This window comes from Streptomyces sp. NPDC043996 (assembly GCF_056435225.1).
Map to the genome: position 1 here is coordinate 552,418 of NZ_JBWKEY010000003.1, position 21,302 is coordinate 573,719.

A 21,302-nucleotide genomic window follows, 5' to 3' on the forward strand; every position below is an offset into this window, starting at 1 on the left:
GAAGCGGGCCCCCGTTGCGTAGTGGTTTCTCCACCGTGTCCGAAAGCGCCGGGTCCGGCGCCGCGCCCCCCACCGTCCTCGTGCTCGACGCCCCGCCGCCCGCGCCCGCGCCGCGCCTGGGCGCGCTCACCGGGCGGGCCCGCGTCCTGCACGCGGACGAGGGGACGCTGAAGGAGCGCCTTCCGGCCGCCGACGTGCTGTTGGTGTGGGACTTCCTGTCCGACGCGGTGCGCCTGGCCTGGCCCGGCGAGGGGCCGCGGCCGCGCTGGGTGCACACCGCGAGCGCGGGCGTCGACCGGCTGCTCTGCCCCGAACTCCTGGCCTCCGACACGGTGGTGACCAACGCCAGGGGCGTCTTCGACCAGCCGATCGCCGAGTACGTCGCCGCGCTCGTCCTGGCCATGGCCAAGGACCTGCCGCGCACCCTCGCGCTCCAGGGCGAGCGGACCTGGCACCACCGCGAGAGCCAGCGCGTCGCGGGCACGCGCGCGTGCGTGGTGGGTTCGGGCCCGATCGGCCGGGCGACCGTCCGCGCCCTGAAGGCGCTCGGCGTGCACACCGTCCTCGTCGGCCGCACCCCGCGCACGGGTGTGCACGGCCCCGCCGACCTCGACCGGCTCCTCGCGCGCGCCGACTGGGTGGTGTGCGCGGCGCCGCTCACCGACGCCACCCGGGGCATGTTCGACGAGCGGCGCTTCGGCGTGATGCAGCCGTCGGCGCGGTTCATCAACGTGGGCCGGGGGCCGCTGGTCGTGGAGCGGGACCTGGTGGCCGCGCTGTCGAAGCGGTGGATCGCGGGCGCCGCCCTCGACGTCTTCGAGCGGGAGCCGCTGCCGCCGGACAGCCCGCTGTGGACGGCCCCGGGCCTGCTGGTGTCGCCGCACATGAGCGGGGACGTCGTCGGCTGGCGGGACGAACTGGGCGCGCAGTTCGTGAAGTTGTACGGGCAGTGGGAGGCGGGGCGGCCGCTGGCGAACGTCGTCGACAAGAAGCGGGGGTACGTCCCCGGGCACTGACCGCGCGCGAAGGTGGGCATGGATCTTCCCGTCCCCCGCGTCCCGCAGCCCCTCACCGGGCCTCTTCCAGGAGCGTGCATGAGCGAGTCTCCCGTCCCCGCAGGCAGCGCGAACCGCACCACCGGCACCGGCGGCGCAGGCCGCCCGGACCGTGACGATCTCACGGCCCTCACCGCGGTTCAGCTCCTCGACGGCTACCGCAAGGGCGAATTCAGCCCCGTCGACGCGACCCGCGCGGTGCTGCGCCGGGCCGAGGAGATCCAGCCGTCGGTGAACGCGTTCGTCCGCGTGGACGCCCCGGGGGCGCTCGCGCGGGCGCAGGAGAGCGCCGCGCGCTGGCGGGCGGGCGAGCCGCTCGGCCTGGTGGACGGGGTGCCCGTCACCGTCAAGGACATCCTGCCGCAGCGCGGCGCGCCCACGCTGCGCGGCTCCCTGTGCGTGGACGACAAGGGCGCGTGGGACGAGGACGCGCCGTCCGTGGCGCGGCTGCGCGAGCAGGGGGCCGTGTTCATCGGCAAGACGACCACGCCCGAGTTCGGCTGGAAGGGCGTCACGGACAGCCCGCGGCACGGCGTGACCGGCAATCCGTACGACACCGGGCGCACCGCGGGCGGCTCCAGCGGCGGCGCCGCGGCCGCCGTCGCGCTCGGCGCGGGCCCGCTGGCGCTCGGCACGGACGGCGGCGGCTCGGTGCGCATCCCGGCGGCGTTCTGCGGGATCTTCGGCCTGAAGCCGACGTACGGCCGCGTGCCGGTGTATCCGCCGTCGGCGTTCGGGACGCTGTCGCACGTGGGGCCGATGACGCGGGACGCGGCCGACGCGGCGCTGCTCATGGACGTGATCGGGGTGCCGGACGCGCGGGACTGGTCCTGCCTCGGACCCCGCGCGGGCACCTTCCGCGAGGCGCTGCGCGGCGGGGTGCGGGGGCTGCGCGTGGCGTACTCGCCGACGCTCGGCGGGCAGGTCGCGGTGCGGCCGGGGGTCGCGGCCGCGGTGCGCGGCGCGGTGGAGCGCCTGGCCGCGCTCGGCGCGTACGTCGAGGAGGCCGACCCCGACTTCGCCGACCCGGTGGAGGCCTTCCACACCCTGTGGTTCAGCGGAGCGGCGCGGGTCGTCCAGCGGCTGCCGCCCGCCCGGCGCGAGCTGCTCGACCCGGGGCTGCGCGAGGTCTGCGGGCAGGCGGAGCGGTACAGCGCCCTGGACTATCTGGCCGCCGTCGACGTCCGCATGGAGCTGGGGCGGCGCATGGGCCGCTTCCACGAGACGTACGACCTGCTGGTGACGCCGACGCTGCCCCTGACCGCGTTCGCGGCCGGGGCCGAGGTGCCGCCGGGCGGCGGGGCGCGCCGGTGGACGGGGTGGACGCCGTTCACGTACCCCTTCAACCTGACGCAGCAGCCCGCCGCTTCGGTGCCCTGCGGGGTGGACGCGGCGGGGCTTCCGGTGGGGGTGCAGCTCGTCGGGGCGCGCTTCGCCGACGACCTGGTGCTGCGGGCCGCGCACGCGCTGTACGAGGCGGGGGTCGCGGCGGGGGTGCCCGCGCCGCCCCTGCCCCGCTGACGGGAACGGCGGGAGGGCTACGCGCGCCGGAAGCTCAGGGTCTCGCCCTGGGCTCCGGTGCGCCACAGGTCGTTGCAGGCCTCGGCCAGCGCCTCCAGGCCGTCCACGACCTGGCCCCAGACGATGCCGGGGACCCAGCCGACGTCCCCGTTGAGCAGGAGGTTGTTGCGTTCGTAGAACAGGGCCAGGTCGACGATGGTGCCGCGCTTCGGCGTGCCGTAGCCGTGCGAGGACGTGCCGAGGTCCGTACCGGCGAAGGTGAAGTAGCACAGGTCGCCGGGGATGGGGGTGACGGTGGGGTTCTCCAAGGGGGGTTCCTCGGCCGCGAAGGCCGGGAACAGGGCGTAGATCTCGTTGCGGGCGTACTTCGCGTGGTACACGTCCCCGGCCAGCGGCAGCGCGTCCCAGACGGCCGCGCAGGTCACCGGGGCCCGGTCGTCGAGGAGCTTCGCGGTGGCCTGAACTCCGCGCTTGGCGAGGGCGACTTCGAGGTAGCGGTCTGCCATGCGTCCCATGGTCCTCCCGGGGCCGAGGCCCGCGTCAAGAGGACGCCCGGCGCGCGCGGGGCTTGAATTCACCGGCATATCTCGCATCGGCTCGGGTAGCCGCGCGGCCATGGCTCCACCACTGAGGAACCCAATCAAGACAGAGAGCGCCAGAGCGGGCGGCGGCGGCCGGGGGCGCGCACCGCGCGTGCCCCGGCGCGCGGTCCTCACCTCCGCCGCGGCCATCGGCGCGGCCGGCGCCCTGGGCGCGGCCGGGTGCGGCCGGGTGCCCACGGGCGACACCCTGGCCCGGCTGCGGTCGCAGGGCACGGTGCGCCTGGGCATCGCGGGCGAGGCGCCGTACGGGTACATCGACGACCAGGGCGACTTCACCGGTGAGGCGGTGGAGCTCGCCAAGATCATCTTCAAGCGGCTCGGGGTCGACCGCGTGCAGCCCGTCGCCATCGAGTTCAGCTCGCTGATCCCCGGGCTCCAGATGAGTCAGTTCGATGTCGTCTCGGCCGGGATGTACATCAACAAGGAGCGCTGCCAGAAGGTGATCTTCTCCGATCCCGAGTACCAGATGCTCGACTCCTTCATCGTCCGCAAGGGCAACCCGATGGGGCTGCGCACCTACGACGACGTCGTGAAGAAGAAGGCCAAGTTCGCCACGGGCAGCGGCTACGCCGAGTACGGATACGCCGTGGAGGCCGGGTACGAGGAGAGCGACATCGTGATCCTCCAGGACCCGGTCGCGGGCCTGAACGCCGTCGAGGCCGGGCGCGTCGACGTCTTCGGCGGCACCGCCCTGACCACGCGCGGCGTCGTGCGCAAGAGCCGCAAGGCCGAGGCCACCGAGCCGTTCGCGCCGATCGTGGACGGCAAGAAGCACGTCGACGGCGGCGGCTTCACCTTCCGGCGCTCGGACACCGAGCTGCGCGACGCGTTCAACGTGGAGATCCACAAGATGAAGAAGAGCGGCGAGCTCTTCCGCGTGCTCAAGCCGTTCGGCTTCACCAAGGCCGAGATGACCACGCTGACCGCCGAGGAGCTGTGCCGATGACGGCGGGCCTGTGGGAACACTGGGTCCTGCCCGGCATCTGGGTCACCATCCAGCTGACGGTGTACAGCGCGGCGCTCGCGGCCGCCGTCGCCTTCGGCGTCGGCATGGCGCGCACCCACCGCTCGCGCGTGGTGCGGTTCTTCGCCGCCTTCTACACCGAGGTCTTCCGGGGCACGTCCGCCCTGGTCCTGATGTTCTGGATCTTCTTCGTCCTGCCGCAGCTCGCGGGCTGGGCGCTGGTGCCGATGTGGGCGGCCGTGCTCGCGCTCGGCCTGTCCTACGGCGCCTACGGCGCGGAGATCGTGCGCGGCGCCCTGAACGCGGTGGCCCCGGCGCAGCGCGAGGCGGGGGTCGCGCTGAGCTTCACGCCCTGGCAGCGGATGCGGCTCGTGCTGCTTCCGCAGGCGGTGCCGGAGATGATCCCGCCGTTCTGCAACCTGCTCGTCGAGCTGCTCAAGGGCACCGCCCTGGTGTCGCTGCTCGGCATCGGCGACGTGTCCTTCGCCGCCTATCTGGTGCGCCTCGCGACCACCGAGAGCGCGCAGATCTACTCGATCACGCTGGTCATCTACTTCGTGCTCGCGTTCCTGCTCACCCGCGGCATGAAGCTCCTCGAGCGCAGGGCGAAGGCGGGCATCGGACAGTTCCCGGAGCCGGGCCAGGGGCTCGCGCCATGGCTGAGGTTCCGTCAGGCGAGCGCCAAATCAAGTGAGTTGAGCGGCGGTGGCGTCACGGGCGGCACGGGCGGAGGTACGGCGCGATGAACAACGGTACGGATAAATGGGACTGGGGCGCCGTCTCCGACTTCATGCCGCACTTCTGGGACGGGGTGCTCGTCACCCTCCAGGTGCTCGCGCTCGGCTCGCTGATCTCCTTCGCGCTCGGTCTCGTCTGGGCGCTCGCGTTCCGGGCGCCGACGCGGTTCATCCGCTGGCCGGTCGGGATCTTCACCGAGTTCGTCCGCAACACGCCGCTGCTCGTGCAGCTGTTCTTCCTGTTCTTCGTCCTTCCGGAGTGGGACATCCAGTTCTCCGCCGAGACCACCGGCACCCTCGCCATCGGCCTGCACTACTCGACGTACACCGCGCAGGTCTACCGCGCGGGCATCGAGGCCGTGCCCGTCGGCCAGTGGGAGGCGGCCAAGGCGCTGAGCCTGTCGTACACCCGGACCTGGACCGCGGTGATCCTGCCGCAGGCGATCCGCCGCGTGGTGCCCGCGCTCGGCAACTACGTCATCGCCATGCTCAAGGACACCCCGCTGCTCGCCAGCATCGGCGTCCTGGAGCTCCTGCAGCGCTCGCGGCTCGAAGCGGCGCAGACCTTCCAGTACACGGAGGCGCTGACCGTCGTCGGCGTCGCCTTCATCCTCATCGCCTACCCGTCCTCCCTTCTCCTGCGAGTCCTGGAGCGCCGCCTTGTCCGTTGACCCGAACCCCAGCAAAGAACAGCCGAACCCGGCGGTCGACGGCAGCGAGCTGATCCGCTTCGACAAGGTCGTCAAGCGCTTCGGCGCGAACACGGTCCTGGACGAGCTCGACTTCTCCGTGGCCTCCGGCAAGCACGTCACGCTGATCGGCCCCTCGGGCTCCGGCAAGACGACGATCCTGCGCCTCCTGATGACCCTGATCAAGCCGGACGAGGGCACGATCAAGGTCGGCGGCTCCTATCTGACGCACGAGGAGAAGAACGGGCGGCTCGTCCCCGCGGGCGAGAAGCACGTCCGGGAGGTCCGCAAGAACATCGGGATGGTCTTCCAGCAGTTCAACCTGTTCCCGAACATGAGGGTCCTGCGCAACATCACCGAGGCACCCGTCACCGTCCTCGGCCTGCCCAAGGACGAGGCCGAGCAGCGCGCCCGCGACCTGCTCGACCTGGTCGGCCTCGGCGACAAGTGCGACGCCTACCCCACCCAGCTGTCCGGCGGCCAGCAGCAGCGGGTCGCCATCGCCCGCGCCCTGGCCATGCGCCCGCAGGTGCTGCTCCTGGACGAGGTGACGTCCGCGCTCGACCCGGAGCTGGTGGCCGGGGTCCTGGACGTCCTGCGGGACATCGCGCACACCACCGACATCACCATGCTGTGCGTGACGCACGAGATGAACTTCGCCCGGGACATCTCCGACCAGGTCCTGATGTTCGACGCGGGCCGCGTGATCGAGTCCGGGCCGCCGGAGAAGATCTTCTCCGATCCCGAGCACGAGCGGACCCGGGAGTTCCTGTCGGCGGTCCTCTGAGGGGCGGCGAACGGCCGCGTTGGGTGTTTCCCCCGCACGACGGAAACACCCAACGCCCCCTACCGGCGCTTGATTTGACGGTTATCGTGGACAGAGTCCAGCTGTCCGGAACCGTTCCATGAGGAGATCCCCGGGATCTCAGGGGTCAGGGGGAAAGCCGTGGCGCTGCAGAACGAGCCGACGACGGCGCACCAGTCGGTGCAGCACGCCCTGCGCGTGCTCGAGTCCGTCGCGCGCCGCTCCACCGGCGTCACCGAGGACGAGGTGGCCCGCCACACCGCCCTGCCCCCGGCCCGCCTCGCGGGCCTGCTGCGCATGCTGCTCCGCGAGGGGTACGTGGAGCGGACGGCCGACGGGGCGTACGTCACCGGGGAGTCCCTCACCCGCCTCGGCTCCGCCCACGACCGGGGCCTGGCCCTGCGCGAGAAGCTCCGGCACACCCTCGGCGGCCTGCGCGACTCGCTCGGCGCCGCGATCTACGTGAGCCGGTACGTGGACGGCGAGATCCGGGTCATGGACGTCGCCGACGGACCGTGCACGCCGAAGGTCAACGAGTGGGTGGACTTCCGCGTCTCCGCCCACGCCAGCGCGGTCGGCAAGAGCCTGCTCGCGCAGCTCGACGTGGCCGGGCGCCGGGACCACCTCGCGCGCCACAAGATGCCCCGCCTCACCTCGCGCACCATCACGAACGAGCGGGTCCTGCTGACCAAGCTCGCCGCCCAGGCCCCCACGGTCCCCGTCCTCGACCTCCAGGAGTACGCGGTCGGCACGGTCTGCGCGGCGGTCCCGATCACCGCGGGCGCCGCCGTGGGCAGCCTCGCCCTGTCGCTGCCCGTGGAGCGCGCGCACCGGCTGCGGGAGGCCGCCGAGTGCCTGAACCGCAAGGCGGCGCCGGTCCTGCTCTCCCTCGCGATCTGAGCCGGGGGCCCGTCGGCGGGCCGCGCCGCCGGTGGTCCGGAGCACCCCCTCGGACCAGGTAGTATTTTCTTCGTCAGCAGGCGCCGCTAGCTCAGTTGGTTAGAGCAGCTGACTCTTAATCAGCGGGTCCGGGGTTCGAGTCCCTGGCGGCGCACAGACAGGAAGAAGCCCCTCACGTTCCGTGAGGGGCTTCTTTCATGCCCGCGAGCGCCCGTGCCCGCGTGCCGCAGCTCACAGGTCGCCCCCGGGTGGGTGTCGGTGCCAGATGGAATCATGGGACGGGCCAGGCACAGCGACTTGGGGGGACATCATGGTGTGGACGACGGTGGTCGAGGAACGGCCCTTCGCGGCACGGCGCCTCGTGTGCTTCCCGCACGCGGGCGGCTCGCCGCACTTCTTCCGCTCGTGGGGCAAGGCGCTCCCGGACTTCGAGGTGCACACGGTGTGCTACCCGGCGCGCGCGGGCCGCATCGGCGATCCTCCGGCCACCGATCTGCGGCAGATGGCGCGGGACATCGCCGAGGAGCTGCGGCCGCTGCCCGACGGCAGGCCCACGGTGTTCTTCGGGCACAGCATGGGCGTCCTGGTGGCGTACGAGGTCACCCGGATCTGGGAGGCCGACGGCGCGGGCGTCGAGCACTTCTTCGCCTCCGCGTCCCGTGCCCCGTTCCTGTCCGACGGCTCCCCCGAGCGCGCCGCCCAGGTCGACGACGCCTACGCCCTGAACCTCCTGTCCAAGCTCGGCGGCACCGACGCGGAGCTCCTGGACAACCCGGCCTTCCTTGAGCTCGTGCTGCCGTACGTGAGCGCGGACTTCCGCATGTTCGCGGGGTACGCGGGCCCGGCCGACGCCCCCCTCGACTGCCCGGTCACGGCGCTGGTCGGCGAGAGCGACCCCCGGGTCTCCGTCGAGCAGGCCGCCGCCTGGGAGCGGTCGACGCGGGGCGGCTTCGACCTGGTGACCCGCCCCGGCGGGCACTTCTACCTGGCCGACGAGCCGCCCTTCGACATCATCGAGCGGTCCCTGCGCCCCCGGCGCTAGCGGCCGCGGTCACCGCGACGCACAGGACGGACAGATGCCGGACCGCCCCACGGCTCCCCTCCGCACCCGGGGCCCCCGTGTCCTCGCGGCCGGCGCCCTCGCCCTGGCCGCCGCCCTCCTCGCGGGCTGCTCCAGCGGCGGGGACAGCGGCGGGAGCGGCGGGCGGGGCGAGGACCGCTTCCGCCTGCCGCGCGCCCACGCCGCCTTCGACTACCAGCTGGGCGGCGCCTACCCGCCCCCGGACGGCGTCCGGGCCGTCTCCCGGGACCGGGGCGCGAAGCCCGCCCCGGGGCGCTACAACATCTGCTACGTCAACGCCTACCAGGCGCAGCCCGGCGGCAAGGCCGCCGCCTGGTGGCGCGCGAAGCACCCCGACCTGCTGCTGCGCGGCGCGAACGGCGAGCTGGTCATGGACGAGGACTGGGGCGAGCCCCTCCTCGACATCTCCACCGGCGCCAAGCGCGCGCGTCTGCTGGGCGTCGTCGGCCCGTGGATCGACGGCTGCGCCCGCGCCGGGTTCGACGCCGTCGAGCCCGACAACCTGGACTCGTACACGCGCTCCGACGGCCGCCTCGACGCCGCCGACGGCCGCGCCTTCGCCCGGCTCCTGGTGCGCAGGGCGCACGAGCGGGGCCTGGCCATCGCGCAGAAGAACACCAGCGAATACCTGGGCGCGCGCATCGGCTTCGACTTCGCCGTCGTCGAGGAGTGCGGGCAGTACGACGAGTGCGGGCCGTATCTGAAGGAGTACGACGGCCGGGTCTTCGACATCGAGTACGAGAAGAAGGGGTACGACCACGCGTGCCGCCGCTGGGGCGGTGAGCTCTCCGTCGTCCTGCGCGACCGCGACGTGCGCCCGGCGGGCGAGGACGGCCACGTGTACCGGCGCTGCTGACCCGCCGTTCGGATATCCCTCTCACCGGCGAGGACGCGGCCCGGGCGGGGCGCCGATACTGGCAGCCCCCCGCGCGAGGGAGCCGCCGCATGCCGCAGCCGACCGCACCGAAGCCGATCGCCGCGTTCGCGCGCCGTCCCTACGTCGTGGACGCGGGCCTCGCCGCCCTCGTCCTGCTCGCCGTGTCCCTGCAGTTCGTGTTCCCCGAGGGCGACGACCGGCTCGCGCCGCTGGGCTTCCTGCTGGGCGCGGGCACGGCCCTGCCGCTGGTGTGGCGGCGGCGGGCGCCCCTGCTCAGCGTGTATCTGGTGTCGGTGTTCACGCCCGCGATGGCGGTGTACCGGGCGCCGCCGCCGGACGTCGCCTACGGCGGGCTCGTCGCGCTCTACACCCTCGCCGTCGTCGCCAAGCCCGCGCAGCGGCGCACCGTGCTCGCCTGCTGGCTGGTCGGCGCGAGCGCCACGCTGACGTTCCGGGAGCGGGCCGACCCCTTCGAGTACGCCTTCCACCTGCTGAGCTTCGTCAGCGCGTACGGGTTCGGGGTGCTCGCGCGGGTGCAGCGCGCCTACACCGCGGCCCTGGAGGACCGGGCCCGGCGCCTGGAGCGGGAGCGGGCGGTCGAGACCGCGCGGGCCGTGGCCCGGGAGCGGGCGCGGATCGCGCGGGACATGCACGACGTGGTGGCGCACGCGGTGAGCGTGATGGTGGTGCAGGCGGAGGCGGGGCCCGTGGTCGTGCGGAGCGATCCGGCGCGGGCGGAGCGGGCCTTCGAGGCGATCGGGACCGCGGGGCGGGACGCGATGACGCAGCTGCGGCGGATCCTCGGGGTGCTCCGGGAGGCGGACGCGGGCGGCGAGCGCACCCCCCAGCCCACGCTCGCGGCGCTGCCCGCGCTCCTTGAGCAGGTCGCACACGCGGGGGTCGCCGTCGAGTTGAAGGAGTCGGGCACCCCCGGGACGCTGGCGGCGGACGTGGACGTGGCGGCGTACCGCATGGCGCAGGAAGCCCTGACGAACGTGCTCAAGCACGCGCGGGCCCGCCGCGCCCTGGTCGAAGTCGACTGGCGGGGTACGGAGTTGGCGCTCACCGTCACCGACGACGGGGCGCCTTCGGACGTGCCGCGAGGCGCCGAGGGCGGCTTCGGACTCGTCGGCGTCCGCGAACGCGCCGCCGCCTGCGGCGGGCGGGTCGAGGCGGGGCCCGCCCCCGGCGGTGGTTTCCGTGTCGCGGCGCTGCTGCCCACGGCATCCTGGGGGCATGAGCATCCGCGTGGTGGTGGCCGACGACCAGGAGCTGGTGCGCAGCGGCTTCGCGATGATCCTTGACGCGCAGCCCGGCATCGAGGTGGTCGCGGAGGCGGGTGACGGCGCCGAGGCCGTCGAGGCGGTCCGCCGCCTCGCCCCGGACGTGCTCCTCCTCGACATCCGCATGCCCGGCGTGGACGGCATCGAGGCGGCGCGCGTGGTGTGCGCGGAGTCCGGCTGCCGGGTGGTGATGCTCACGACGTTCGACATCGACGAGTACGTGTACGACGCGCTGTACGCGGGGGCGAGCGGCTTCCTGCTCAAGGACGTGCGCCGCGACGACCTGGTGCACGCGGTGCGCGTCGTCGCGGCCGGTGACTCGCTGCTCGCGCCGTCGGTGACCCGCCGCCTGGTCGCGGACTTCGTGCGCCGGGGCCGCCCCGCCGAGCCCGCGGCGGGGCCGCGGGGCCCGGCCGGGCGGCTCGCGGTGCTCACCGCGCGCGAGGAGGAGACGCTGCGGCTGCTGGCCCGCGGCCTGTCGAACGCGGAGATCGCGGCGGCCTTCGTGGTCAGCGAGCACACCGTGAAGACCCATGTCAGCAACGTCCTGTCGAAGCTGGCGCTGCGGGACCGGGTGCAGGCGGTGATCTGCGCGTACGAGAACGGCCTCGTCGTCGCGGGCGAGACCGACACCTGACCCCGGCTCCCCCGCCGGAGGGACCGGGCGCCGCTCTCCTCCCCCGTACGACCCAGGTCCGGCGCTCCGCAAGACCGCTCGCGGCGGCGATCCGAGGCGCGCCCTCCACCGCGAGGGTGGCCGGGAACAGTCGTCACCCATGGCCTTGAGGGCCGGTGAGGAGCGGTCATGCTCGCCACATTCGCCCGGACGGCGACGCGCCGTCCCCTGCTCGTGCTCTTCGTCTGGTTACTGCTGCTCGTCGTCGGACTCGGCTTCGGCACACGGGTGTTCGGCGGGCTCACCTCGGACGTCGAGGACGTGCCCGGAGCCGAGTCCCTCGTCGCGGACGAGCTGCTCGCGCGGCTCACCCCGGACGGCGACGCGTTCACGGCGGTCGTCACGGGCGGCGCGGCCGGGTCGGTGCGCGCGCCGGAGGTGCGTGCCGCCGTGTCCGGGGCGCTCGAAGACGTGCGCGCGCAGCCGGGCGTCGCCCGCGCCGCCGACCCCTACGCCACTGAGGGCCTCGTCGCCGCCGACGGCAAGGCGCTGCTGATTCCCGTCACGCTCGCGGGCGGCCTCGACGACGGCGAGGAGGAGGACGCGGTGGGCGACGCCGCCGACCGGCTGCGGGACATCGCCCCGGCGGCGGACGACCGGGTCGACGTGGCGGTCAGCGGCGATCCGTTGCTCGGCGAGCAGATGGGCGGCCGCGCCCAACAGGACGTTGCACGGGCCGAGTTGATCACGCTGCCCGCCGTTCTGCTCGTGCTGCTGCTGATCTTCGGGGGGCTGCGGGCGGCCGGGCTTCCCCTGCTGATCGCGGTCAGCGGCGTGGCCGGGGCGTTTCTGACGCTGTTCGCGTTCAGCCAGGTCACCGACATCTCCGTGTACGCGGTGCAGGTGGTGACGATGCTCGGGCTCGGCCTCGCGGTGGACTACGCGCTGCTGATGGTGGTGCGGTTCCGCGAGGAACGGGGGCGGACGGGGGACGCCGGGAGCGTCGCGGACGCCGTGCGCGCGACGGTCGCGCACGCCGGGCGGACCGTCCTGTTCTCCGGCCTGACGGTGGCCGTGTGCCTCGGCGGCCTGGTGTGGTTCCCCAGCCCGTTCCTGCGGAGCATGGGCCTCGCGGCGGGCGCGGTGGTCGTGGTGGACATGCTGGCGGCGCTGACGCTGCTCCCGGCGCTGCTCACCCTGTTCGGCGGGAAGCTGACGCCACGGCGGCCCAAGGCCCGTAAGGGGAAGGCGCCTTCGGAGCCCGGCGCGCTGTTCGCGCGGCTCGCCCGGTTCTCCGCCCGGCGTCCGCTGGCCGTCCTGACGGCCGTCGTCGCGGTGCTCGCCGTGCTCGCGCTGCCCGTGTTCGGGATGCGCATCGCGATCGGCGACGCGCGGCAGCTGCCCCATGACACCGAGGCGCGGCGCCTGTACGACGCCGTGCACACGCACTTCCCGCCCGGCACCGACGCCAGCACCGTCGACGTGCTGATCCGCCCTGCCGCCGAGGCCGAGTGCGAGCGCCGCGTCCGGGCGCTGCCCGGCGTCACCCGGTCCACAAGCGACACCCTCGCCGACGGCACCGTCCTGGTGCGGCTCACCCCGCCGGGACCGCCGGACGGCCCCGCCGCGACCCGGCTCGTGGAGCGCGTACGCGAGCTGCGCGGCGCCGAGCCGGTAGTGGTCACCGGCACCGCGGCCGGGCTCGTGGACTTCCGGGAGATGCTCGCCGAGCGCGCGCCCTGGGCCGTACTCACCGTGGTGGTGGGCCTGTTCGCGCTGCTCTTCGCGTTCACGGGGTCGCTCCTGAGCCCGCTGCGGACGCTCCTGTCCACGCTGCTCAGCCTGGGCTCCGCGCTCGGCGTGGTGGTGTGGGTGTTCCAGGACGGGCACGGGGCGGGGCTGCTCGGCGGCGAGGGGCTCGGCGCGCTCAGCCTGACCGCGCCGCCGCTGATCATCGCGATCGCGTTCGGGCTCGCCATGGACTACGAGCTGTTCCTCCTGTCCCGGATGCGCGAGACGTGGGAGGCGACCGGGGACGCGCACCAGGCGGTCGTCGAGGGGCTGCGCCGCTCGGGCCGCGTGGTGACGTGTGCCGCGCTGCTCCTGGCCATCGTCTTCGGCGGCTTCATGACGGGCGGCTTCTCGCCGATCCTGCAGATCGGGCTCGGTCTGACGCTGGCCGTCCTGATCGACGCCACGGTCGTGCGGATGCTGCTCGTGCCCGCCGCGATGACGCTCCTCGGCGACCGGGCGTGGTGGGCGCCGCCCCGGCTGCGACGGCTCCACCAGCGGTACGGACTCTCGGAGTCCCCCGCCACCTGAGCACCGTCAGGAGAGCACCAGGAAGTCGAGCACGAGCGCCGCGACCAGGCCCGCGCCCAGCAGATAGCTGCCGAGCCTGGTCCGGCCGCGGCTGCTGAGCCCGATGACCAGGCCGCACAGGACCAGCAGCAGCCCGTACACGCCGACGACGAGGACGGACGACCTGCTCGCGAGCCGCGCCACGAGCAGCACGGCGGCCACGGCCATCAGGACCGAGGCGGCGGCGACGCGCAGCCTGCGGGCCTGGCGCGGGGTCGGCCCGGTCCGCTCGGGCGGCCCCGGCGGTGCTTCGTCAGACACGCTCATGCCCAGGATCGTAGGGGAGCCGTACACGTCAATCCGGGGGCGCCCCGGCCGGGTTCAGGCCCGCAGGTAGGCGAGGACGGCGAGGACCCTGCGGTGGGTGCCCTCGGCCAGGGGCAGGTCGAGCTTGCCGAGGACGTTGCCGATGTGCTTGCCGACGGCCGCCTCCGTGACGACGAGGTCGGCGGCGATCGCGGCGTTGGACTTGCCCTCGGCGACCAGGGCGAGCACCTCGCGCTCGCGCGGCGTGAGCCGCTCCAGCGGGTCGCGTCTGCGGCGCAGCAACTGCCGTACGACTTCGGGGTCCACGACCGTGCCGCCCGCGGCGACCCGGGTGAACGCGTCCACGAACTCCTCGACCTGGCCCACCCGGTCCTTGAGCAGATAGCCGATCCCGCCGCCGTCGCCGGTGTCGTCGCCGGTGTCCAGGAGTTCGGCGGCGTACGCCCGCTGCACGTACTGGCTGAGCACGAGCACCGGCAGGCGCGGCCGTTCGGCGCGCAGCGCGAGGGCGGCGCGCAGCCCCTCGTCCTGGAAGCCGGGCGGCATCCGCACGTCGGTGACGACGACGTCGGGCTCGTGCGCGGCCACCGCCGCGCGCAGGGCGTCCGCGTCGCCGACGGCCGCCACCACGTCGTGGCCGAAGCGGCGCAGGATGCCGACGAGGCCCTCGCGCAGCAGGACGGCGTCCTCGGCGATGACTACGCGGTGGGACGCGGGCCGCACGGTATCTCCAGGGTCAGGGCGGTGGGTCCGCCGGGCGGGCTGGTGACGGTCAGTGTGCCATCGAGGACGGCGATACGGTCGGCGAGCCCGGTAAGGCCTGTGCCGCGCGCGGGGTCGGCGCCGCCGCGCCCGTCGTCGCGCACCTCGACGCGCAGGGCGCCATCCGCGTACCGGGCGCGCACCTCGGCCCGGCGGGCGCCGCTGTGCCGGGCGACGTTGGCGAGGGCCTCGCGGACGGCGAAGTAGGCGCCGGACTCCACGGGTTCGGGAAGGCGCGGTAGCGCGTGCAGTTCCGGTCCGGTGTCGACCGGCACCGGGGAGCGGTCGGCGGCGTCCTCGACGGCGGCGGCGAGGCCGTAGTCGGCGAGGACCCGCGGATGGATGCCGTGGATCAGCTCGCGCAGCTCCTCCAGGACGCGGCCCGCTTCCGCGTGGGCGGTGGCGAGCGACTCCGCGAGCGGCCCTCCGGGCTCGGCGTCGAGCCTGGCCAGGCCGAGGGTCATGGTCAGCGCGACGACCCGCTGCTGCGCCCCGTCGTGCAGGTCCCGCTCGATCCGGCGGCGTTCGGCCTCGAAGGCGGCCACGAGCCGGGCCCGGGACCGGGTCACCTCGGCGAGCCGGGCCTGTGTCTCGGCCTCGCGCGGGGCGAGCAGGAGGTGGGCGAGGCGGGCGCGGGCGCGCGCGTAGGTGCCGAGGGGGCGCGCGAGGACGAGCAGCAGCACGAGGCCGAGCAGGGCGGTGCCGCAGGCCGCGGGGTAGGACTCGACGAGCCACAGCTTCGCGGGCCGGACGCCGCCCGCGCCGGGGCCGCCGGTGAGGGCCAGTTGGGCGGGTGCCGCGGCCAGGGCCAGCGGAAGGCCGAGCGCGCACGCCGCGACGGTGAGGTCCAGGGGCCAGAGCACCACCGCCATCAGGGCGGTGTACGCGAGCTCCCGCCAGGTGGCCTGCTCCCGGGCGCGAAGGCGCAGCCAGGCGGTGAGGCCGGGGGACGCCGGGGTGCGGTGCGGGGTGGGCACAGGCTCGTCGAGCACCAGGCGGGCGCGGTGGCGCTCCAGGGCGCCCACCGGTACGCCGGTGAGGGCGAGCAGGGCCAGCAGGGGGAGTCCCACGACCACGAGGCTGGCGGCGAGGCCAAGGACGAGGCCGCCCACCAGGGCCACGAGGAGGGGCGCTCCCACCGCGACCCCCGACAGGACGTAGGCCGGGGCTCTCCATGTGCGCGTCACGCGGCCACGCTAGTCGGCGCCCGTGCGGGCTCGGTGCGACGCCAGGGAGCGGCTCGCCGCCGCGAGCCGTCCCTGGCTGTCCTGGGTGGGCGTTGCCCGCGCACGCCGTCGTCAGGGACGGCGTGCGCGGGACTACCCGTGGGGGGTGGCGTCCCGATGGACTTCGGGGACGGTCAGAATTTGACGTCCGAGCAGGCGTAGAAGGCGTTGCCCGTGTCGTGGACCGTCCACACCGCCACGATCACGTGGTGGCCGCTGCGGCCGCCGGGGATCGTGCCGCTGTGCGAGAGCGTGGCGGGAGGCTGCTGGCCGCCGTAGGGCACGGTGAGGAACGGCTGGGACTCCAGTGCCGCGCGCGTGATGGGCTGGCCCTCGTTCCAGCCCTGCTTGGTGATGTAGTACTGGAAGTCGGTGGTGCGGTGGCGCGCGGTGAACTGCCAGCGGAAGCTGTAGCTCTGGCCGCCGGTGACGCTGGTCGTGGGCCAGGCCTGGCCGTTGGGCCGCGTGGGCTTGTCGAGCGAGCTGAAGCCCGCGAGACCGGCGGAGCAGATCTTGCCGTCGGCCGGGCCGCGCGCCGGGAAGCCCTTGGGACCCTCGACGCTCTGCGGCTCGTACTGTATGGCGCCACAGCCGGTCACCACGCCCTTGGCGCAGTTGATCTGGCGGCTTGCGGGCAGGTCGGTGTAGCCATGGCTGCTGGCGCCGCCGGTCGAGAGCACGAACGCTCCGACCGTCGCCATCCCGAGCATGGCGGCGGACAATTTCTTTCGCATGCTGCGCTCCTGGAGAAGAACGTGGGGGAGTCCTGTGAGCCGTGTGCGCGCTGACGGTCGTGCCGAGCTGCCACGTGGCGGTTGGTGCCGTTCGCCACGCGGGGTGCGATGTGTGCTGCCTGAACCTGTGGGGAAGTGCGGTCTAGACCAAGCCCCAGATTATTGCGGGTAGTTGAACATGTCCATACCAATGGTCGAGACGATCCGATCGCACCGTCCCCGCGAGGCCGCCACCAGTTCACCGTTGGGGACGTCGTTGCCCGCCACCCACGCCCGCGCCCGCAGCGGGTCGCGCCCGCCCGTCAACTGCCGTTCCACCAGGCGCTCCTGGCGCACGGGCGCGGGCGCGTCGACGTACCAGCACGCCCCCATCAGCGCCCGCGCCTCACGCCATCCGGGCAGGTCGCACGCCAGGTAGTTCCCCTCCGTCACGACGAGCCGCACGGCGGGCCCGACCAGGTGCCGCGCGGCGACCGGCTCGTGCAGCGTCCGGTCGTAGTCGGGTACGTAGATGTCGCTCCCGCGCTCTTCGAGGACCCGGCGCAGCAGCGCGACGTAGCCGAGGACGTCGAAGCTCGGCTCGGAGCCCTTGCGGCTCGTCAGGCCGAGCCGCTCCAGCTGGACGTTCGCCAAGTGGAAGCCGTCCAGGGGCAGATAGGCCGCGCCCGCGCCGATCTCGGCGACGAGCGCCTTCGCCAGCGTGGACTTCCCCGCGCCGGGCGGACCCGCGAGGCCGAGCAGCGCGCGGGGGCCCGTGCCCGTCAGCCGCCAGGCGTCGGCGGCGAGGGACTTCAGGGCGGCCCGGTGCGGCTGGCCGGCGCGCGCGGCCGTCTTCGTCTTCTCGGGGTGCTCGGGGTGCTCAGCGTTCTCCATGGCCCGTATAGAACGCCACCGTCAGATCCTTGACCAGCGCCTTGCGCTCGTAGTCGTCGAGCTCGACCAGGCCCCGCGTGGTCAGCCGCGCCACCGTGTCCTCGACGGAGTCCACCACCGAGGTGAGCACGCTGTCGCGGTGCCGCGCGTCGAGGGCGGCGATCCGGCGGCGGTGCATCGCGGCGGCGACCTCCGGCGCGTACTCGATCCGCGTCGGCTGCGCCGAGAACACCTCGACGCCGACCGGGCCCGCCATCTCCGCGAGCGCCCGCGTCAGCGCCTCGCCGACGGCCTCCGCGTCCCGCAGCGTCGGCCCGTCCTCGGCGACGGCACCCTTCGGCTCGTCGTGGAAGGCGTCGGCGGGCAGCCGCGACAGGACGCGCGCGGCGACCGCCTCCACGCACTCGCGCAGATACTCCTGGTGGTCGGCGACGGCGAGCGTCGCCCGCGCGGTGTCCTTGACCCGCCACACGACGAGCACGACGACCCGCAGCGCCACCCCGGAGCGGTCCACGGCGGGCATCGGCTCGCTGCGCCAGTGCCGCAGGCGCACGTCGACCCGGCGCCGCAGCAGCAGCGGGTTCACCCACAGAAGGCCGGTCCGCCGCACGCTCCCCCGGTACCGGCCGAACAGGGTGAGCACCCACGCTCCGCCGACCCGCCCCCGCGCGAGCCCGCCGAACCCGAACAGGGCAAGGGCCCCGGCCCCGGCGACCACGGCCCAGCGCGCTGCTCCGACGCCCTGCCCGCCGCCCCGGACCCGCCCGCCGACGGCCTCCGGCAGCACCCCCGCCCACCACAGCGCCAGGACGCACCCCACCGCGCCGACGCCGCCCGCGAGCACGCCGACGGCCCCGGGCAGCACCCGCGCGGACCGCTCGGCGAGGCCCGGGTCCGGGTCCGCGTCCGGGTCCGGGGCAGGCACCGGCGCGGGCCCGGCCGTGGGCACCGGCGCGGGCCGCGCCCGCCCCGCGTCGGGCGCCCCGGGGCCGCCCCGCTCCCCGCGCGGGCGCCCCGAAGCCGTGCCCCGCACCACGGCGGGCGGAAGCGCCACCTCCACCGGCTCCCGCGGATCGTCACGGAAGAGCAGGTGGACGGGGATCTCCGTGGTGGCCTCGCTGTGGATGAGCCGGGCGGGGCGGCCCGCGGCACCGGCCGCGCCACCCTGCCCCCACCCCTCGTCCGACTCCGGCGACCGCTGTGTCGTCGTACTCATCTCTGCGTACTCATCTCTGCGTACTCATCTCTGGCCCCGTCGCCTCCGTCGCCTTGGCCGCGCGTTCCCTGCCGGGCGCGCGCCGCTCACCGGAACAGCCGCCGCCAGGTCTCGGGACCCGGCATCCCGTCCGCCGCCCCGCCCCGCCAGCCCTGCGCCCGCTGGAAGGCCTCCACCGCGCGCCGGTCCGCCTCGCCCCAGCGCGGCCCAGGACCCACCGCGTACGACGCCCCGAACCCCTTGCGCACCAGCTGCCGCCCGAGGAGGGCGACGTGCGCGCTGCGCTGCCCGGGGCGGAAGTGCCCGCGGCCGGGGAACGCCGGGGTGCCGCCCCCGCCGCCGCTGCCCGCGCGGCCCGGGATGTCCCGGCCCTCGCCCCGCACCAGGTACCGCCACGTCAGCGGGCCCGGGGTGCCGTCCGCGTCCGGGCCCCGCCAGCCCTGGGCCCGCTGGAAGGCGGCCGTCGCCCGGCGGTCGGCCTCGCCCCAGCGCGGCCCCGGGCCCGACCGGTAGTAGCGGGCCCCGCCCCGGGCGACCAGCATCTTTCCCAGGCGCGTGACGTGCGCGTTGTGCGCCCCGGCCCGGAACGCGCCCGCGCCGGGGTAGCGGGCGGCGGGCGCGGAGCCCGGTCCTTCCGAGGCCCGCAGCCCCTTGTAGCGGTAGGCCCGGTAGCGGTCCGCGTCCCGCCAGTAGGCGTAGGGCGTGGCCCGCTTGCGGGTGTAGGGACGCGCCTGTTCGTAGGCGAGGTAGGAGGTGCGCGTGGAGTCCGCCCAGCCGCCGAAGATCGTCACGTGCGAGCCTCTCTCCGGACTCGCCGGATTGTGGAAGAGCAGGATGTCCCCGGGCTTGAGTCCGGCCTTGGAGACGCGCGTCCCGTAGTCGTCGAGGCTGCCCGTCCACTCGTTCCCGCCGAGGTTCCAGGCCATCGACACGAAGCCCGAGCAGTCCTGCCGGTACCCGTCGGACCAATAGCTCCGCAGGTTGTACGGCACCTGCGCGTTCACCCACCGCTTGGCCCTGCCGATGATCTCCGCCCGGGTGGTGGCGCGCAGCCGGGCGCCGGGGGCGCTGGTGCCGTGCAGGGGGCTCTGGCGACCCTGCGGCGTGTCCGGGTCGTCCCCGCGTGGCACCGCTCCCACCTGCGGAAACGCCCCTGATCGCGAGGGCTCGGCGGCGGCCGCGGGCGGCGCCTGCGCGGAGCCGAGCACCGAGCTCGCGGCGGCGGCGAGGACCAGGGCGCGGCGGGCCCCGTGCGCGGCCGGGTGGCCGCCGAGGCGCGGCGGCAGGGCGTGCGCCCCGGAGCGCCGCCAGTACCGGCACCCCGGGCAGTCGCAGTCGCTCGCGGGCTGGAACTCCTCGAAGGCCGGAGCGGCGTCCATGCGATTCCCCTCACATCCGCCGGGATGTCCGGGGAGGTCCCCCGGGCGGGCTTGTCGGCGCGTCTGCATATCCGTCAGTTTCCCAACTGTCCGGAAATGTCGCATGTTGACGGTCCGAATGATGGAGCGGGCCCCTGGAGACCCCCGGAGACCCTGGGAGGCCCCCCGCCCACACAGGCCCCCGCACCGGCCCGCCCAGCCCCCAGAGACGCCCGGGTGGTCATGAGCACCCCCAGATGTCCAGTAAAGTTATTCAGGTCAGCAGGCGCCGCTAGCTCAGTTGGTTAGAGCAGCTGACTCTTAATCAGCGGGTCCGGGGTTCGAGTCCCTGGCGGCGCACCGACAGCGAAGGCCCTCCGTCCCCACGGAGGGCCTTTTCGCTGCTCATGCCCCTGACGGCGGGGGCGACCGCTACCGTGTCGCCATGGCGCGGGACATCCAGGAGCGGATCAAGAAACTCATCATCGACCAGCGGCTGCCCTCCGGGGCCGTCCTGCCGACCGAGCCGGAGCTCATGGAGCACCTCGGCGTGAGCCGGAACTCCGTGCGCGAGGCGCTCAAGGCGCTCCAGGCCATGGGCATCGTCGAGATCCGCCACGGCTTCGGCACCTACGTCGGGCCGATGTCGGTGGCGCCCATGATCGAGGGCCTCACCTTCCGCACCGTCGCGGGCCACTACCGGGGCGAGGACAGCCTGCTGCAGCTGCTCGAACTGCGCGAGGCCGTCGAGACCGGGCTCATCGCGCGCCTCGCGGGCTCCCTCCCGCCCGCCGACCTGGCCGAGCTCGACGCGCTCGTGGACCGCATGGACGCCGAGGCCGCCGGGCCCGCCGGGGAGGTCCGCGCCGAGACCGACCGCGCCTTCCACGCCACGCTCTACCGCTGCCTGGGCAACCGGCTGCTCGGCGAGGTCCTCGAAGCGTTCTGGGACGCCTTCCACCGGGTCCGCACCGACCTGGTCGACGTACCCCAGGACCCCAAGATCACCTGCCGTCAGCACCGCGAGATCCTCGACGCGGTGCGCTCCTCCGACGTACTCCGCGCCGAGCGAGCCATAAGGGAACACTTCGGTAACATTCGAATCCGTCTGAGCGCTCCGGCCTCAACAGCCGCCTCCCACCCCACATATGACCGGTAAACTGCTTGTTTCGCTCTTGCGATCATGCATAGGCGCGTAGAACCCTGACGGAAGGCTTGGGTAAGCCTTCGGCTCTCATATGGCGTGCGCCACGGGGCAATTGGGGTGCTTGACGCCGACCGCGCCGAGGGTCCGCATGTTCGAGGGGGACAGGGGGTCCCCGCGTTCATGAACGGATGCCTAGGGGGGCATCATGCAACCGGAAGGAAGCCTTTC

General features: G+C 74.1%; 21 protein-coding genes and 2 tRNA genes. 15 read left to right on the forward strand and 8 right to left on the reverse strand.

What is annotated here, in order from left to right:
- Window positions 1-35: 35 nt before the first annotated feature.
- Window positions 36-1,016, forward strand: a complete 981-nt coding sequence (locus tag AC07A4_RS09785) for a D-2-hydroxyacid dehydrogenase (protein ID WP_478595362.1) — start codon at window positions 36-38, stop codon at window positions 1,014-1,016.
- Window positions 1,017-1,094: 78 nt separating this feature from the next.
- On the forward strand, window positions 1,095-2,576 hold the full coding sequence (locus tag AC07A4_RS09790; RefSeq protein ID WP_478595364.1) for an amidase: 1,482 nt from the start codon (window positions 1,095-1,097) through the stop codon (window positions 2,574-2,576).
- A gap of 17 nt (window positions 2,577-2,593) precedes the next feature.
- Here AC07A4_RS09790 and AC07A4_RS09795 read toward each other — a convergent pair whose 3' ends face one another.
- Window positions 2,594-3,082 carry a DUF3830 family protein gene (locus tag AC07A4_RS09795; RefSeq protein ID WP_478595366.1) on the reverse strand — a complete coding sequence of 163 codons (489 nt, stop codon included), beginning with the start codon at window positions 3,080-3,082 and terminating at the stop codon, window positions 2,594-2,596.
- A gap of 109 nt (window positions 3,083-3,191) precedes the next feature.
- Here AC07A4_RS09795 and ehuB point away from each other — a divergent pair, with 109 nt between their 5' ends.
- From ehuB to AC07A4_RS09850, 11 genes are all read left to right on the forward strand, one after another.
- Window positions 3,192-4,124 (forward strand): ectoine/hydroxyectoine ABC transporter substrate-binding protein EhuB, encoded by a 933-nt coding sequence (gene ehuB, locus AC07A4_RS09800; protein ID WP_478595369.1) that lies wholly within the window; start codon window positions 3,192-3,194, stop codon window positions 4,122-4,124.
- Complete coding sequence (ehuC, locus tag AC07A4_RS09805; RefSeq protein WP_478595372.1) at window positions 4,121-4,888, forward strand: ectoine/hydroxyectoine ABC transporter permease subunit EhuC; 768 nt, start codon at window positions 4,121-4,123, stop codon at window positions 4,886-4,888. Before ehuB ends, ehuC begins: the two co-directional genes overlap by 4 nt.
- Entirely contained in the window at window positions 4,885-5,550 is a 666-nt protein-coding gene (gene ehuD, locus AC07A4_RS09810) for an ectoine/hydroxyectoine ABC transporter permease subunit EhuD (RefSeq protein WP_478595374.1), read from the forward strand. The genes ehuC and ehuD overlap by 4 nt, the downstream gene beginning before the upstream one ends.
- Entirely contained in the window at window positions 5,540-6,355 is an 816-nt protein-coding gene (gene ehuA / locus AC07A4_RS09815) for an ectoine/hydroxyectoine ABC transporter ATP-binding protein EhuA (RefSeq protein ID WP_478595377.1), read from the forward strand. Before ehuD ends, ehuA begins: the two co-directional genes overlap by 11 nt.
- A gap of 159 nt (window positions 6,356-6,514) precedes the next feature.
- Window positions 6,515-7,273 carry an IclR family transcriptional regulator gene (locus AC07A4_RS09820; RefSeq protein ID WP_478595380.1) on the forward strand — a complete coding sequence of 253 codons (759 nt, stop codon included), beginning with the start codon at window positions 6,515-6,517 and terminating at the stop codon, window positions 7,271-7,273.
- A gap of 80 nt (window positions 7,274-7,353) precedes the next feature.
- Window positions 7,354-7,427: transfer RNA gene (locus AC07A4_RS09825), tRNA-Lys, on the forward strand.
- Between the two features lie 156 nt (window positions 7,428-7,583).
- Window positions 7,584-8,315, forward strand: coding sequence for a thioesterase II family protein (locus tag AC07A4_RS09830; protein ID WP_478595382.1), 732 nt, complete (start codon window positions 7,584-7,586; stop codon window positions 8,313-8,315).
- A 34-nt stretch (window positions 8,316-8,349) separates the two neighbouring features.
- Window positions 8,350-9,210 (forward strand): endo alpha-1,4 polygalactosaminidase, encoded by an 861-nt coding sequence (locus AC07A4_RS09835; protein WP_478595385.1) that lies wholly within the window; start codon window positions 8,350-8,352, stop codon window positions 9,208-9,210.
- 89 nt (window positions 9,211-9,299) lie between these two features.
- Window positions 9,300-10,535 (forward strand): sensor histidine kinase, encoded by a 1,236-nt coding sequence (locus AC07A4_RS09840; protein WP_478595387.1) that lies wholly within the window; start codon window positions 9,300-9,302, stop codon window positions 10,533-10,535.
- Window positions 10,468-11,151 carry a response regulator gene (locus tag AC07A4_RS09845; RefSeq protein WP_478595390.1) on the forward strand — a complete coding sequence of 228 codons (684 nt, stop codon included), beginning with the start codon at window positions 10,468-10,470 and terminating at the stop codon, window positions 11,149-11,151. Before AC07A4_RS09840 ends, AC07A4_RS09845 begins: the two co-directional genes overlap by 68 nt.
- 168 nt (window positions 11,152-11,319) lie before the next feature.
- Window positions 11,320-13,452: an MMPL family transporter gene (locus tag AC07A4_RS09850; protein WP_478595392.1), complete on the forward strand. Its 2,133-nt coding sequence runs from the start codon at window positions 11,320-11,322 to the stop codon at window positions 13,450-13,452.
- Between the two features lie 6 nt (window positions 13,453-13,458).
- Here the strand turns inward: AC07A4_RS09850 and AC07A4_RS09855 are convergent, their stop codons facing one another.
- From AC07A4_RS09855 to AC07A4_RS09885, 7 genes are all read right to left on the reverse strand, one after another.
- Window positions 13,459-13,758 carry a hypothetical protein gene (locus tag AC07A4_RS09855; RefSeq protein ID WP_478595394.1) on the reverse strand — a complete coding sequence of 100 codons (300 nt, stop codon included), beginning with the start codon at window positions 13,756-13,758 and terminating at the stop codon, window positions 13,459-13,461.
- A 54-nt stretch (window positions 13,759-13,812) separates the two neighbouring features.
- Window positions 13,813-14,481, reverse strand: a complete 669-nt coding sequence (locus AC07A4_RS09860) for a response regulator (protein ID WP_478595396.1) — start codon at window positions 14,479-14,481, stop codon at window positions 13,813-13,815.
- Window positions 14,457-15,707 carry a sensor histidine kinase gene (locus AC07A4_RS09865; protein ID WP_478595399.1) on the reverse strand — a complete coding sequence of 417 codons (1,251 nt, stop codon included), beginning with the start codon at window positions 15,705-15,707 and terminating at the stop codon, window positions 14,457-14,459. Before AC07A4_RS09865 ends, AC07A4_RS09860 begins: the two co-directional genes overlap by 25 nt.
- 173 nt (window positions 15,708-15,880) lie before the next feature.
- A complete protein-coding gene (locus AC07A4_RS09870) occupies window positions 15,881-16,480 on the reverse strand; it encodes a lytic polysaccharide monooxygenase auxiliary activity family 9 protein (protein WP_478595402.1) in 600 nt (199 codons plus the stop codon).
- A gap of 159 nt (window positions 16,481-16,639) precedes the next feature.
- A complete protein-coding gene (locus AC07A4_RS09875; RefSeq protein ID WP_478595405.1) occupies window positions 16,640-17,353 on the reverse strand; it encodes a nucleoside/nucleotide kinase family protein in 714 nt (237 codons plus the stop codon).
- Complete coding sequence (locus AC07A4_RS09880; RefSeq protein ID WP_478595407.1) at window positions 17,340-18,569, reverse strand: SPFH domain-containing protein; 1,230 nt, start codon at window positions 18,567-18,569, stop codon at window positions 17,340-17,342. The genes AC07A4_RS09875 and AC07A4_RS09880 overlap by 14 nt, the downstream gene beginning before the upstream one ends.
- Before the next feature lie 86 nt (window positions 18,570-18,655).
- Window positions 18,656-19,948 carry a peptidoglycan-binding protein gene (locus tag AC07A4_RS09885; protein ID WP_478595409.1) on the reverse strand — a complete coding sequence of 431 codons (1,293 nt, stop codon included), beginning with the start codon at window positions 19,946-19,948 and terminating at the stop codon, window positions 18,656-18,658.
- 265 nt (window positions 19,949-20,213) lie between these two features.
- Here AC07A4_RS09885 and AC07A4_RS09890 point away from each other — a divergent pair.
- Both AC07A4_RS09890 and AC07A4_RS09895 read left to right on the forward strand, forming a co-directional pair.
- A tRNA-Lys gene (locus tag AC07A4_RS09890) sits at window positions 20,214-20,287 on the forward strand.
- A gap of 85 nt (window positions 20,288-20,372) precedes the next feature.
- The gene (locus AC07A4_RS09895) at window positions 20,373-21,086 is read left to right on the forward strand and encodes a FadR/GntR family transcriptional regulator (RefSeq protein WP_478595411.1); all 714 of its coding nucleotides are present in this window, start codon (window positions 20,373-20,375) and stop codon (window positions 21,084-21,086) included.
- The last annotated feature ends 216 nt before the right edge of the window (window positions 21,087-21,302 follow it).